Raw genomic sequence first — 14,266 nt, forward strand, 5'->3', positions numbered from 1 at the left:
AGCTTCACAGGCATGACACGGCATCTCCCTAGCCTGCAAGTACGGCAAAGCGCCTGGACAAATCAGTCACCAGCCCTTTCTGCATCTGCAAGGCTGGCTCATGGAGATTCGTATGACCCAGATCGCCCGCATTCGTGACAACACTTCTGAACGTCGTCTTCAGGCCGAGCGCCTGATTGGAGCGCGCGCCTTGCAGGAAGCACAGGCGTTGCGTTTCAGTGTGTTCAGCGAAGAGTTCAACGCCCGTCTCAACGGCGCTGAACAAGGCCTGGACATCGACGATTACGATGTTCACTGCTCGCACATCGGGGTACGCGACCTGAACACCGGGCGTCTGGTTGCCACGACCCGGCTGCTCGACCATAAGGCCGCCAACACGCTGGGGCGCTTCTACAGCGAAGAAGAGTTCAGTCTGCACGGGCTGGTCAATCTGCAAGGGCCGATCCTCGAACTGGGCCGCACCTGCGTCGATCCAACCTATCGCAACGGCGGCACCATCGCGGTGTTGTGGAGCGAACTGGCCGAGGTGCTCAACGAAGGCGGTTACAGCTACCTGATGGGCTGCGCGAGCATCCCGATGCAGGACGGCGGTATTCAGGCCCATGCGATCATGCAACGCCTGCGCGAACGCTACCTGTGCAATGAGCACCTGCGCGCCGAGCCGAAGAATCCGCTGCCGACCCTCGACATCCCGAGCAATGTGATCTGCGAGATGCCACCGCTGCTCAAGGCCTACATGCGTCTGGGGGCCAAGATCTGCGGCGAACCGTGCTGGGACGAAGACTTCCAGGTAGCCGACGTGTTCATCCTGCTCAAGCGCGACGACCTGTGCCCGCGCTACGCCCGCCACTTCAAGGCGGCCGTGTGATGAGCCGGTTACGCGGCTACGCCCGCGTAGTCCGGGTGCTACTGGTCGTGGCGCTCGGATTGACGATTGCCAGCGCGTTCGCGATCCTGGAGCGCACCAAGGTCGGAGGTTCGATGGAGCGCAGGCAGCGCTGGAGCCGCTGGTTCATGGCACGCCTGACCAACGCCCTGCCATTTCGCGTCACCGTGACAGGTCAACTGCCAACCCAGCCCATGCTGTGGGTCAGCAACCATGTGTCATGGACCGACATCGCCCTGCTCGGCATGCTCGCACCGCTGTCGTTTCTGTCGAAAGCCGAAGTACGGACCTGGCCGGTAGCGGGCTGGCTGGCGCTAAAGGCCGGTACGCTGTTCATTCGTCGCGGATCGGGCGACAGCCGTTTGATCCAGAAGCAAATGAGCAACCACCTGCAACAAGGCAACGCACTGCTGATCTTCCCCGAAGGCACCACCACGGACGGCAAAAGCCTGCGCACCTTTCACGGTCGCCTGCTGTCCAGCGCCATCGACGCTGGCGTGCCAATCCAGCCGGTGGCCATTGGTTACTCACGTGATGGCAAACCGGACCCCATAGCCCCGTTCATTGGCGACGATGACTTGCTGTCGCATCTGCGCCGACTGTTCGCCAACGAGCAGAGCGATGTGCATATCCACCTGCTGACACCGATCCCGACCGCTGACCAGGAACGTGCAGCACTGGCCTTCAAGGCCCAACAGGCCGTTCAGGTGGCGTTGTTTGGCGAGCCGCCGGCTCAGCCGAGCGAAGTGGTTTCGCGTCCGGCCAGAGCGGCCTGAGCGAAATCTTCGAGCAGCGGATAGAACTCGGCGAAATCCGCACTCAAGGGCTGGTACAGCGCCTGCAGTTCCTGCATGCCGCCGGCCAGCCCTTCGGGTTTTGACAAGCGTCGGGATATGCCGCTCAACACCTGCTCAAGCACCTCGAAATCCCGATACGACCCCAGCCAGTCCTGCGCGGCCATGCGCGGTGCGATCAGCGCCAGCCGCTCGGGCAATTGCGGCTCGGCAGCCAGCGTGCCATAGACTTTGCGGGTGAATGCGTCCAACGGCAGGTCGGCGTAACGATGCCAGTCGCGCGCCAGGCAATGATCGAAAAAGACATCGAGCATGATGCCCGCATAACGCCGTCTCTGGAGCGGAAAGCGGGCAATGGAAGCCTTGATCAGCGGATGACTGTCAGTGAAGGCGTCGATGCTACGGTGCAGACGAATCGCCGCTTCGAGTTCCGCAGGAAAACGTCCCGGCAGCGGACCTTTGACGAAGTCGCCATACAGGCTGCCAAGCAATTGAGCGGGCCGGTGCCCGCCAAGATGAAGATGTGCCAAGTAGTTCATGGCTGCAAGCCTAGGCCGCTTTCGGGCCCACTGTCCATATATCGTTATAACCCGATATAGCGATTTCACTGATCCTAAGCACATAATCATATTTGTATATCGCGAAATACAGATATAAGGTTCGCTCTATCGCGATATAACGCTACACCGCCTGTGAGAACGACATGCCTATCGACCTCGACGACATAATAAAAGCCCTGGCCCACCCGGTCCGCCGAGAAATCCTGACCTGGCTGAAGAACCCCCGCGCAAGCTTTCCCGCCCAGGAATACTCGATCGAACACGGCGTGTGCGCCGGACAGATCGATCAGCGTGCGGGATTGTCACAATCCACTGTCTCGGCCCATCTGGCGACCTTGCAACGCGCTGGTCTGATCAGCAGCAAGAAGGTCGGCCAATGGCATTTCTTCAGACGCAACGAAGAAGTCATACAGGCATTCGTTCAGGCGCTGGTTGAAGAACTGAACAACCCGACCTGATTTTCCAACGTTTACCAGGAGCTGCCCCCGTGCCTCTTTCGCTACTCATTCTGGCCCTGAGCGCCTTCGCCATCGGCACCACCGAATTCGTCATCATGGGCCTGCTGCCCGATGTAGCGGCCGACCTTGGCGTATCGATCCCCGGCGCAGGCTGGCTGGTGACCGGCTACGCGCTGGGTGTCGCCGTTGGTGCGCCGTTCATGGCCATGGCCACGGCAAAACTGCCGCGCAAGGCGGCGCTGGTCACGCTGATGGGGATTTTCATCATCGGCAACCTGCTCTGTGCGCTGGCCAGTGACTACAACGTCCTGATGTTCGCCCGCGTGGTGACTGCACTGTGTCACGGTGCGTTCTTCGGCATCGGTTCGGTGGTTGCCGCAGGTCTGGTGCCCGCCAACCGGCGTGCCTCAGCGGTGGCCTTGATGTTCACCGGCCTGACCCTGGCCAACGTACTGGGCGTGCCGCTGGGTACTGCGCTGGGTCAATACGCAGGCTGGCGCTCGACGTTCTGGGCCGTCACGGTCATCGGCGTGATTGCGCTGATCGGCCTGATCCGCTTCCTGCCGACCAACCGCAATGAAGAAAAGCTCGACATGCGCGCTGAACTGGGCGCTCTGCGAGGGGCCGGCATCTGGCTGTCGCTGACCATGACTGCGCTGTTCTCGGCGTCCATGTTTACCCTGTTCACTTACATTGCTCCGCTGCTGGGCGAAGTCACCGGTGTACCGCCCAACGGCGTGACCTGGACCCTGTTGCTGATCGGCCTGGGCCTGACCGCCGGCAACGTGATCGGCGGCAAGATGGCCGACCGCCGCCTGTCGTCCACGCTGATTGGCGTATTCGTCTCGATGGCGGTGATCTCCACCGTGCTCAGCTGGACCAGCACCGCGCTGATCCCGGCTGAAATCACCCTGTTCCTCTGGGCAGTCGCAGCCTTCGCTGCCGTCCCGGCCCTGCAGATCAACGTGGTGACGTTCGGCAAAGCCGCACCGAACCTGGTTTCAACCCTGAACATCGGCGCCTTCAACGTCGGCAACGCGCTGGGCGCCTGGGTCGGTGGCAGCGTCATCGCCCACGGTCTGGGCCTGACCAGCGTACCGCTGGCTGCCGCCATCCTGGCCGTGCTGGCGCTGCTGATTACCCTGATTACATTTCGTCAGACCGGCAACCCCGATCTGGCCCCTGCTACGCATTGATCAATTACGAGGATTAGACACATGACGACTATCTTTGACCCGATCACCCTGGGCGATCTGCAACTGCCCAACCGCATCATCATGGCCCCACTGACGCGCTGCCGTGCCGATGAAGGCCGTGTGCCGAACGCGATGATGGCCGAGTATTACGTTCAGCGCGCCTCGGCCGGCCTGATCCTGACCGAAGCCACTTCCGTCACCCCAATGGGCGTGGGCTACCCCGACACCCCGGGCATCTGGTCCAACGACCAGGTGCGTGGCTGGAGCAACATCACCAAGGCCGTGCACAACGCCGGTGGCCGCATCGCCCTGCAGTTGTGGCACGTGGGCCGTATTTCCCACCCTTCCTACCTGAACGGTGAAACGCCGGTCGCGCCGAGTGCCATCGCCGCCGAAGGCCACGTCAGCCTGATGCGTCCGATCACTCCACTGCCAACCCCGCGCGCGCTGGAACTGGCGGAAATCGGTGACATCGTCGAGGCCTATCGCGTCGGTGCGGAAAACGCCAAGGCTGCGGGCTTCGACGGCGTGGAAGTGCATGGCGCCAACGGCTATCTGCTTGAACAGTTCCTGCTGACCGGTAGCAACCAGCGCACCGACGAGTACGGCGGTTCGGTGGAAAATCGTGCGCGTCTGCTCCTCGAAGTGACCGACGCAGTCATCGATGTCTGGGGCGCTGGCCGTGTAGGTGTTCACCTCTCACCTCGCTTCGACATGCACGACATGAGCGATGCAAATCGTACTGAAACCTTCAGCTACGTGGCCAAAGAGCTCGGCAAGCGCGGTATCGCGTTCATCTGTGCCCGTGAGCATGATGCTGAAGACAGCCTCGGCCCACAGCTGAAGAAGGATTTCGGCGGCGTCTATATCGCCAATGAAAAATTCACCAAGGACACGGCCAACGCCTGGCTGGCAGAAGGCAAGGCCGACGCCATTGCCTTTGGCGTGCCGTACATCGCCAACCCGGACCTGCCTGAGCGTCTGGCCAGCGATGCGCCTCTGAATGAAGCCCATCCGGAGACGTTCTACGCCAAAGGGCCAGTCGGCTATATCGACTACCCACGGATGTAAACCGCTGTCGTGAAAGCAGAAACCCCGATTCGCAGGAATCGGGGTTTCTTTGTATCTGCACCTGAATTTTCTGGCCAGTGCTCCCTGGTCGACCTGCCGCACTGACGGCGGCAGATGCTGCCAGGGTCAACGGCGTGCGTTGAGCTGTTGCGACAGGTTCTGGATCTGGCTGGTCAGGGTATTGATGTTACGAGTCACCTGAGCACGAAACGCATCGAACTCGGCCGTATTGGCTTGCGCTGAAGGAGCCGGGCGGTTTTCCTGTTCACTTTTCAGCACCATCAGGTCCTGTTCCAGGCGCTCTACAGCGGCAGACGGGTTGCCCTGCTTTTTCAACGTGGCGACATCGGCTGCCACGCTTTTGATCTGCGCATCCAGCTTGCCCTGATCGGCCTGAGCGGTCTTCAGGTCAGGCAACGCCGCCTTCAGGGTGGTCAGTTCAGCGACGACGCTTTTGAGCTGCTCCTGCAACTGCGCGTTTTCACTCTGCTGCTGGGCGGTTTGCGCGGCCATCTGCTCCAGACGCTTGTCGAGACTGCCCTGTTGGCCTTCGACACCTTCACGCTGTTTATCCTGATCTTCCAGTTGCGCTTCGAGCAACTTGATACGCTGCTTGAGCGCCTCGCCATCACTGGAAAGCGCTTCGGTCGCGACGACCTTGCCGGAAATATCCTGCAAGCGCCCGGCTGCTTCTTCGCTGATGCGCGCAAAGCTTTCCTGAGTCGCTACCAACTGCTGTTCCATCAGGGAAACCTGCTGAAAGCTCCACCAGCCCAGACCGCAGAAGGCGATGAACAACGCACCGACCAACGCCCACAAAGGCCCGGTGCTCGGCGCCTTGACCTTGACTACAGGCGTGGTGCGCGAATAGACGGTGGTGCGCTCGCGTGCGCCATTGCTCGGCGCGAAGTCGTCGTCATCGTCCTTGGCACTCAGGCTGGGAACGTCATCGACGTCGTCGTAGGGATCGTTGCGCATGAATAACCCTTCAGGAAGCTGTTAAATCAAAGTTGGGCAGTATAACAACAGCGCAGAATCAATCTCACTGTGCTACTGCCGCATTCAGATCGCGTGCTGTGCCTGCCACCAGCCACAGAATTCATCCAGCGCCGCCCACAGGCTGACCTGAGGCTGATAATCCAGATAATGCCTGGCGCGGCTGATATCAAGCGTAAAATCCGTGTTCATGACCTGCATGCCCACTCTCGACAGGGTAGGTTCAGGTCTGCCCGGCCACAGCATACAGGCAGCCTCATTGATCGCCGCGGCGCTGTAGGCCAGCCCGTACGAACGATAACGGGTAGCCTGCGGCAAGTGCATCTGGCGCATCACGTAATTGATCGCGTCCCACAGCGGGACCGGCGTGCCATTGCTGATGTTGTAGGCCTTGCCCAGTGCCGAACCCGTTGCCAGCAAGCTGCTCAGCAGGGCTTCGTTAAGGTTCTGCATGCTGGTGAAGTCCACCACGTTCAAGCCATTGCCGACGATCGACAGGCGCCTCTTGCGCTGCATGTGCAGCAAACGCGGGAAAATGCTGTTATCGCCCGCGCCGGTGACAAAGCGTGGCCGCAGGGCAATGACTTCCAGCCCGAATTCTTCGGCACCAAAGACTTTTTGCTCGGCCAGGTATTTGGTGGCCGCGTAGTGATTGTGAAAGCGCTTGGGCACCTGCTCTTCCTTGATCCCGCGGTGCGAGTGCCCATCAAAGTAGATCGACGGCGAGGAAAGATGAACCAGCCGTCGTACCCTTTGTTTCAGGCAGCCCTCGACGATGTTTTCAGTGAGCTGCACGTTGCCCTGCATGAAATCCTGGCGACGTCCCCACGTACCGACCGAGCCTGCGCAATGCACGACCGCTTCCACGTCATCGCACAATGCGCGCACCAGATAGGGATCGGCGAGGTCGCCCTGGATAAACTCGGCACCGCGCCTGACCAGGTGCTCGACACCTTCGGCACGACGGCCATTGATCCGCACGCTCATGCCCTGCTCAAGGGCAAAACGCGCAAAGCGTCCGCCGATGAAGCCGCTCGCGCCGGTGACCAGAATCTTCATTTACCGCTCCATTAACGCGTCTGCAGGAAAGGAAAACCCTGCCTGCATGGATTACACATGATCCTGTTGACGATCAGTCTTCGCTCAGCGGCACCAGCCAGTGAGCCGAATGTTGCGCAAGATGTTCGGTGAGGCGCGTCAGAAGCTGCCCACCATTGCGCCAATGATGCCAGTAGAGCGGTACATCGATGCAACGGTCCGGCAGCAATTCGAGCAGCGTGCCGTTGCGCAACTGGTCGCGCACCTGCAACTCGGGCGCCAGCCCCCAGCCCATCCCCGCCTCGATCATACGGATGAAACCCTCGGAGGACGGACACAAATGATGCTCGAAGCCGTCCTGAACACCCAGCAGTGCCAGATAACGATGCTGCAGAAGATCGTCCGGCCCGTATACCAGAGCTGCGGATCTGACGAGCGCTTCAGGGCTGACGCCGTCCGGAAAGTGGCGGGCGATGAACGCCGGACTGGCCAGCGCCCGGTAGCGCATGGCCCCCAGTAACTGGCTGCGGGCCCCGGCCACCGGACGCTCGCTGCCACACAGGCAAGCCGCTACCTCACCGGCGCGCATGCGCTTAAGGCCTACGTCCTGATCTTCGACAACCAGATCCAGCAGCAAACGGTGTTGCGTACAAAACGCGCCAATGGCTGGCGCCCACCAGGTTGCCAGACTGTCGGCATTCAAGGCGATGCGCAAACGCTCGGGCATGCCCTCCTCGTCCAGTGCTGGCACCTGACTTTGCAGGTCGCGCTCCAGCAAACGGACCTGCTGCACGTGATTGAGCAGCCGCCGGCCAATGTCGGTAGGGCTCGGCGGCGTGGCGCGCACCAGCACTGGCAGGCCAATGCGTGCCTCCAGCAATTTGATGCGTTGCGAGACCGCTGACTGGGAAAGCCCGAGCACCTGAGCGGCACGCTCGAAGCCGGCTTGCTCGATCACGGCCGCCAGCGCCGACAGCAATTTATAGTCGAACATCAGTTTTCCTAATGAGCGATGAAGATTATTGGTTTTCCTTATATCTCTCCACCCATAAGAATGGCCATCTGAATCTGCTCAACGGAACATCCTTATGTGGCAAAGCTACCTCAATGGGCTGCTGATCGCGGCAGGCCTGATCATGGCTATCGGAACTCAAAATGCTTTTGTGCTGGCTCAGGGCCTGCGTCGCGAACATCATGTGGCCGTGGCGATGCTGTGCATCGTCTGCGACGCCATCCTGGTAGCGGCAGGTGTGTTCGGCCTGGCCAATGTACTGGCACAGAATCCGACCCTGCTGGCGGTGGCGCGCTGGGGCGGCGTGATATTTCTCAGCTGGTACGGCCTGCAGGCATTGCGCCGCGCCTGCTCGCGGCAAAGCCTGGAGCACAGTGCAGCGGTCGGCAGAAAATCGCTGCGCACCGTGTTGCTCAGCGCACTGGCCGTCACCTTGCTGAACCCGCACGTCTATCTGGACACCGTGTTGCTGATTGGCTCGCTGGGCGCGCAACAGGGCGTACCTGGCGCGTATGTCGCCGGCGCAGCCAGCGCCTCGCTGCTGTGGTTCTCGAGCCTGGCCCTGGGCGCGGCATGGCTGGCTCCCTGGCTGGCGCGCCCTGCCACCTGGCGCATGCTGGACCTGATGATCGCGGTGATGATGTTCAGCGTGGCCTTCCAGTTGATCCGCTCAGCCTGACGGATTTCATGACCGCAGAGTCAAACGCGTGGGAACCTCTATCCCACACAGTTGTTGCGTGGTTAAGGCGCAGACCCGGTGCTATGATCCGGGGTCTGCGCCGCAAAAGAGTAAAACTCCCGGTGCATGCTGTATCTGGCCGCCCGTGATCGGCCGTGCGACTACCGCAATTGACCTGAAAGGAGATAAACCATGGCTTTTGAATTGCCGCCACTGCCCTACGCCAAAGACGCTCTGGTGCCGCACATTTCTGCGGAGACTCTGGAATATCACCACGACAAGCATCACAACACCTACGTCGTGAACCTGAACAACCTGGTGCCTGGCACCGAGTTCGAAGGCAAGACCCTGGAAGAGATCATCAAGACCTCCTCGGGCGGTATCTTCAACAACGCCGCTCAGGTCTGGAACCACACGTTCTACTGGAACTGCCTGGCCCCTAACGCTGGCGGCGAGCCTACCGGCGCTCTGGCCGAAGCCATCAACAAGGCATTCGGTTCCTTCGACAAGTTCAAGGAAGAGTTCAGCAAGACTTCCATCGGCACTTTCGGCTCCGGCTGGGGCTGGCTGGTGAAGAAGGCTGACGGTTCCCTGGCATTGGCCAGCACTATCGGTGCCGGCAACCCGCTGACCAGCGGCGACACCCCGCTGCTGACCTGCGATGTGTGGGAACACGCCTACTACATCGACTACCGCAATCTGCGTCCGAAGTACGTAGAAGCGTTCTGGAACCTGGTCAACTGGGACTTCGTGGCCAAGCAATTCGCAGCCTGAGTCCAGCGTCATCGAAAAAACCCGGCCTCGCGCCGGGTTTTTTATGTTTTGCAGCCTGTACAGGCCGCTCACCAGACGCCTGTTTTACCGACGGCGTCGAACACCGGCCTGCCCGTCAGGCGAATCGCAAATCTTTTTTCGCCTGCCGCTCGTACTTTGTGTATTGTCAGAAAACGCTAGCTGACTCGTACCCCAACGTAATTCTCTATGACGTAATTCTTTACAGTGTTCTGCTCTAGTTACCTACATGGCCACCCGACACATTGAGGTGGCTTTGGCCAGCAGGTGCAAGGAACGCGAAGATCAGCAAGGCGCACCGGTTGTGACAAGGTCACAGCGTGCGGGTCTGGTTTTTCGAGGGTCATGAGGCGATATGCCCTGCGACACGAACTAAGGAACGGCCATTGAAGCTGGAACTCAAGAACAGCCTGTCGGTAAAGTTGCTGCGCGTTGTGCTGCTTTCGGCGCTTCTGGTAGGCATCCTGCTCAGCTGTGCGCAAATCGTCTTCGACGCCTACAAGACACGTCAGGCCGTGGCGAGCGATGCCGAGCGAATTCTCGGCATGTTTCGCGATCCTTCGACGCAGGCCGTCTACAGCCTGGACCGCGAGATGGGCATGCAGGTCATCGAGGGCCTGTTCCAGGATGACTCGGTACGCATGGCGTCCATAGGACACCCCAACGAAAGCCTGCTCGCCGAGAAAAACCGGCCACTGAAAACCTCCTCTACCCGCTGGCTGACAGACATCATCCTCGGCCAGGAGCGCAGCTTCACCACTCAACTGGTAGGCCGCAACCCCTACAGCGAGTATTACGGCGACCTGCGCATCACGCTGGACACCGCCAATTACGGCGAAAGCTTTCTGGTCAATGCCGGAATCATCTTCATCGCGGGCGTGCTGCGTGCGCTGGCAATGGGGCTGGTGTTGTATCTGGTCTATCACTGGCTGCTGACCAGACCGCTGTCAAAGATCATCGAACACCTGATCGCGATCAATCCCGACCGCCCCAGCGAACACCAGTTGCCGCTGCTCAAAGGCCACGAGAAAAACGAACTGGGAATCTGGGTCAACACCGCTAACCAGTTGCTGGCTTCCATTGAGCGCCACACTTACCTGCGCCATGAGGCCGAGAACAACCTGCAGCGCATGGCGCAGTACGACTTTCTCACCGGCCTGCCCAATCGACTTCAATTGCAGACCGGACTGGACAGGATTCTGGAAGACGCGGGACGCCAGCAACACAGAGTGGCGGTTCTTTGTGTAGGTCTGGATGACTTCAAGGGCATCAACGAACAGTTCAGTTATCATTCCGGTGACCAATTGCTGCTCGCCCTCGCTGATCGCTTGCGCGCGCACAGCGTAAGACTCGGCGCCCTTGCGCGCTTGGGCGGCGACCAGTTCGCGCTGGTCCAGTCCAACATCGAGCAGCCTTACGAGGCGGCTGAGCTGGCGCAAAATATCCTGGATGAGCTGGAAGCACCGTTCATCGTCGGTGATCAGCAGATTCGACTGCGGGCAACCATCGGCATCACGCTGTTCCCGGAAGACGGTGACAGCACCGAGAAGCTGTTGCAAAAAGCCGAGCAGACCATGACGCTGGCCAAAGCCCGCTCACGTAACCGGTATCAGTTCTACATCGCCAGCGTGGACAGCGAAATGCGTCGCCGCCGCGAACTCGAAAAAGACCTGCGCGAAGCCCTGCCACTCAATCAGTTGTACTTGGTCTATCAACCACAGATCAGCTACCGCGATCACCGTATCGTCGGTGTGGAAGCACTGATCCGCTGGCAGCATCCGGAGCATGGCCTGGTGCCGCCGGACGTTTTCATCCCGCTGGCCGAACAGAACGGCACCATCATCGCCATCGGGGAATGGGTGCTGGATCAGGCCTGCCGCCAACTGCGCGAATGGCTCGATCAAGGCTTCACCGATTTGCGCATGGCAGTCAACCTGTCGACCGTGCAACTGCATCACGCCGAACTCCCCCGCGTGGTCAACAACCTGCTGCAGATCTACCGCTTACCACCGCGCAGCCTGGAACTGGAAGTGACCGAAACCGGGCTGATGGAAGATATCAACACCGCCGCCCAGCACTTGCTGAGCTTGCGCCGTTCCGGCGCCTTGATTGCCATCGATGACTTCGGCACCGGCTATTCATCCCTGAGCTACCTGAAAAGCCTGCCGCTGGACAAGATCAAGATTGACCGCAGCTTCGTGCAGGACCTGATCGATGACGACGATGACGCCACCATCGTGCGAGCCATTATCCAGTTGGGCAAAAGCCTGGGCATGCAAGTCATTGCCGAAGGCGTGGAGACCGTTGAGCAGGAGGCCTATGTGATGACCGAGGGCTGTCACGAAGGCCAGGGCTATCTGTACAGCAAGCCGCTGCCGGGTCGGGAGTTGCTGGCTTACCTCAAGCAGTCGCGTCAGGACCACGCCGCCAGCCTGTGAGCCGGCTTGCACGCTTCCGGCCATTCAGGTCATCTTGAAACCGACTGTTACAACCTGCCGGATGCTTGAACACGCCCACACAGGCGTTTTGCCTTTACATCGAATGCAAATCTTTCGCATTATGTCGCAGATTTTATGGGCGCACCCCCGCCTTCACCTTTATCGACGCAGGATTCCGTCATGATTCGTATGCCTCTGGCAACCGCTAGTCTGTTGGCCATCGCTATCTCTCTCGCCGGTTGTGGCGAAGGCAAGGACAAGGCTGCCGCCCCGGCACCTGCGCCAGCCGCTGCTCCGGCGACGCCGGCTGTGACGCCTGCGGCCCCTGCTCCGGCAGCCGCTGCCCAGACTGACGATGCGGCGGCCAAGGCTGTGGTCGCGAACTACGCCAACATGGTGTCCGCCGTGTTCGACGATGCCGAGGCCGGCGCGAAAAAACTCAGCACTGCCGTCGACGCATTTCTGGCCAAACCCAACGATGAAACCCTGAAAGCCGCCCGTGAGGCGTGGATCGCTGCGCGTGTGCCTTACATGCAGAGCGAAGTCTTCCGCTTCGGCAACACCATCATCGACGACTGGGAAGGACAGGTTAACGCCTGGCCCCTGGACGAAGGCCTGATCGACTATGTGGCCAAGGATTACCAGCACGCGCTGGGCAACCCGGGCGCCACTGCCAACATCATCGCCAACACCGAAATTCAGGTCGGCGAAGACAAGGTCGACGTGAAGGAAATCACCTCCGAAAAACTCGCCAGCCTGAACGAACTGGGCGGTTCCGAGGCCAACGTCGCCACCGGCTACCACGCCATCGAATTCCTGCTCTGGGGCCAGGACCTGAACGGTACCGGCCCTGGCGCCGGCGCACGTCCGGCCAGCGATTACCTGCAAGGGGCTGGCGCAACCGGCGGCCACAATGACCGTCGCCGCGCCTACCTCAAGGCCGTCACCGACCTGCTGGTCAGCGACCTTGAAGAAATGTCCGGTAACTGGAAAGCCGGCGTGCCCGACAACTACCGCGCCACGCTGGAAGCCGAATCCGGCGAAAGCGGTCTGCGCAAAATGCTCTTCGGCATGGGCAGCCTGTCGCTGGGTGAACTGGCGGGCGAGCGCATGAAAGTCGCACTGGAAGCCAACTCCAGCGAAGACGAACACGATTGCTTCAGCGACAACACGCACAACTCGCACTTCTACAACGGCAAAGGCATTCGCAATGTCTACCTGGGCGAGTACACCCGTACTGACGGCAGCAAAGTCAGCGGGCCGAGCCTTTCGTCTCTGGTCGCCAAGGCAGACCCGGCCACGGACGCCACCTTGCGCGCTGATCTGGACGACACTCAGGCCAAGTTGCAGGTCATCGTCGATCATGCGAACAAGGGCGAGCATTTCGACCAGTTGATCGCTGCCGGCAACACGGCTGGCAATCAGGTGGTGCGTGACGCCATCGCCGCGCTGGTCAAACAGACAGGCGCTATCGAGCAGGCGGCTGGCAAGCTGGGCATCACTGACCTGAACCCGGACAACGCCGATCACGAGTTCTGATCAACCGCGTTTGTTGCAGTAACGATCAATGCCGGTCAGTTCGCTGACTGGCATTTTTTGTGTCTGATTGACAGGCATTGTTTGCAACTGCCGTGCGCGTTGACCTGCGACATGGGCAGACTCCCAAGCATCAATACAACGTATCCGCAATACGTCCCGGCAGCGCCTTGTCATAGGCTTCACCGTCGATCTGCTCCGCCGAAACCGCTTTGAGGATCTGCCCGGCAGTGGGTAGCGCACTGCGTTCGATGTGCTTCGCCGGGTCCCACAAACCAGACCTGATGGTCGCCCTGCTGCACTGGAAATACACGCTGGTCACTGAAATGCGCAGGACAGACCTGGGCAACTGGCCCTTCACTGCGAAGCGCGACAGCAACTCGGGCTCAACCGATATCTGTGCGGTTCCGTTGACGCGCAGGGTTTCACCCACGCCGGGTATGAGGAACAGCAGCGCGACGCGCGGATCGTTGACGATGTTGCGCAGCGTATCGATGCGGTTGTTGCCGCGTCGGTCCGGCAGGTAAAGCGTCTTGCTGTCCTCGATATGCACCAGGCCCGCCTGATCTCCTCGTGGAGAAGCATCAAGCCCGTCAGGACCGGCAGAGGCAAGCACGGCGAACGGTGCCTGCTCGATGAAAGGTCGATAGACCTCGTGAATGTGGTCAACTTCCTTGAGGAGCGAAGGAGGTGCGATCGGACCATAGATCGCTTCCAGTGCCTGGATGGTGGTCACGAACGCGCTGTTGTCCGGGTTATTCATTGGATAATCTCTGCTGGCCGTTGGTGTATGAATGCTGCCAGCGTCAT

14 protein-coding genes are annotated in these 14,266 nt (G+C 60.3%); 9 read left to right on the top strand and 5 right to left on the bottom strand.

What is annotated here, in order from left to right; translation table 11 throughout:
• Positions 1-112: 112 nt before the first annotated feature.
• Together olsB and V476_RS05480 are read left to right on the top strand one after the other, a co-directional pair.
• Complete coding sequence (olsB, locus tag V476_RS05475; protein WP_003424385.1) at positions 113-868, top strand: L-ornithine N(alpha)-acyltransferase; 756 nt, start codon at positions 113-115, stop codon at positions 866-868.
• Positions 868-1,662: a lysophospholipid acyltransferase family protein gene (locus tag V476_RS05480; protein ID WP_017278161.1), complete on the top strand. Its 795-nt coding sequence runs from the start codon at positions 868-870 to the stop codon at positions 1,660-1,662. Before olsB ends, V476_RS05480 begins: the two co-directional genes overlap by 1 nt.
• Here the strand turns inward: V476_RS05480 and V476_RS05485 are convergent.
• The gene (locus V476_RS05485) at positions 1,620-2,219 is read right to left on the bottom strand and encodes an acyl carrier protein phosphodiesterase (protein ID WP_003313486.1); all 600 of its coding nucleotides are present in this window, start codon (positions 2,217-2,219) and stop codon (positions 1,620-1,622) included. The genes V476_RS05480 and V476_RS05485 overlap by 43 nt on opposite strands.
• Before the next feature lie 164 nt (positions 2,220-2,383).
• Here V476_RS05485 and V476_RS05490 point away from each other — a divergent pair, with 164 nt between their 5' ends.
• The 3 genes from V476_RS05490 to V476_RS05500 are packed head-to-tail and all read left to right on the top strand — an operon-like array spanning position 2,384 to position 4,965.
• Positions 2,384-2,698 (top strand): ArsR/SmtB family transcription factor, encoded by a 315-nt coding sequence (locus V476_RS05490; protein WP_003313487.1) that lies wholly within the window; start codon positions 2,384-2,386, stop codon positions 2,696-2,698.
• A gap of 29 nt (positions 2,699-2,727) precedes the next feature.
• Complete coding sequence (locus V476_RS05495; RefSeq protein ID WP_024959709.1) at positions 2,728-3,894, top strand: MFS transporter; 1,167 nt, start codon at positions 2,728-2,730, stop codon at positions 3,892-3,894.
• A gap of 21 nt (positions 3,895-3,915) precedes the next feature.
• Positions 3,916-4,965 carry an alkene reductase gene (locus V476_RS05500; RefSeq protein ID WP_024959708.1) on the top strand — a complete coding sequence of 350 codons (1,050 nt, stop codon included), beginning with the start codon at positions 3,916-3,918 and terminating at the stop codon, positions 4,963-4,965.
• A gap of 126 nt (positions 4,966-5,091) precedes the next feature.
• Here V476_RS05500 and V476_RS05505 read toward each other — a convergent pair whose 3' ends face one another.
• The 3 genes from V476_RS05505 to V476_RS05515 form a co-directional block, all read right to left on the bottom strand.
• A complete protein-coding gene (locus V476_RS05505; RefSeq protein ID WP_003345326.1) occupies positions 5,092-5,943 on the bottom strand; it encodes a hypothetical protein in 852 nt (283 codons plus the stop codon).
• Between the two features lie 84 nt (positions 5,944-6,027).
• Positions 6,028-7,020, bottom strand: a complete 993-nt coding sequence (locus tag V476_RS05510; protein ID WP_003313494.1) for an NAD-dependent epimerase/dehydratase family protein — start codon at positions 7,018-7,020, stop codon at positions 6,028-6,030.
• A gap of 73 nt (positions 7,021-7,093) precedes the next feature.
• Entirely contained in the window at positions 7,094-7,993 is a 900-nt protein-coding gene (locus V476_RS05515; RefSeq protein ID WP_003395283.1) for a LysR family transcriptional regulator ArgP, read from the bottom strand.
• 94 nt (positions 7,994-8,087) lie between these two features.
• Between V476_RS05515 and V476_RS05520 the strand changes: the two genes are divergently transcribed.
• The 4 genes from V476_RS05520 to V476_RS05535 all read left to right on the top strand — a co-directional run bounded on the left by V476_RS05520 (position 8,088) and on the right by V476_RS05535 (position 13,459).
• Complete coding sequence (locus V476_RS05520; RefSeq protein ID WP_003313496.1) at positions 8,088-8,690, top strand: LysE/ArgO family amino acid transporter; 603 nt, start codon at positions 8,088-8,090, stop codon at positions 8,688-8,690.
• Between the two features lie 192 nt (positions 8,691-8,882).
• Positions 8,883-9,464, top strand: a complete 582-nt coding sequence (sodB, locus tag V476_RS05525; RefSeq protein WP_003313497.1) for a superoxide dismutase [Fe] — start codon at positions 8,883-8,885, stop codon at positions 9,462-9,464.
• Between the two features lie 404 nt (positions 9,465-9,868).
• Positions 9,869-11,920 (top strand): putative bifunctional diguanylate cyclase/phosphodiesterase, encoded by a 2,052-nt coding sequence (locus tag V476_RS05530; RefSeq protein ID WP_024959707.1) that lies wholly within the window; start codon positions 9,869-9,871, stop codon positions 11,918-11,920.
• Between the two features lie 180 nt (positions 11,921-12,100).
• On the top strand, positions 12,101-13,459 hold the full coding sequence (locus V476_RS05535; RefSeq protein WP_003348183.1) for an imelysin family protein: 1,359 nt from the start codon (positions 12,101-12,103) through the stop codon (positions 13,457-13,459).
• Between the two features lie 130 nt (positions 13,460-13,589).
• Here the strand turns inward: V476_RS05535 and V476_RS05540 are convergent, their stop codons facing one another.
• On the bottom strand, positions 13,590-14,219 hold the full coding sequence (locus V476_RS05540; RefSeq protein ID WP_003424424.1) for a pyridoxamine 5'-phosphate oxidase family protein: 630 nt from the start codon (positions 14,217-14,219) through the stop codon (positions 13,590-13,592).
• Positions 14,220-14,266 lie beyond the last annotated feature (47 nt).

The sequence above is a fragment of the Pseudomonas syringae KCTC 12500 genome, assembly GCF_000507185.2.
GTDB lineage: Bacteria > Pseudomonadota > Gammaproteobacteria > Pseudomonadales > Pseudomonadaceae > Aquipseudomonas > Aquipseudomonas syringae.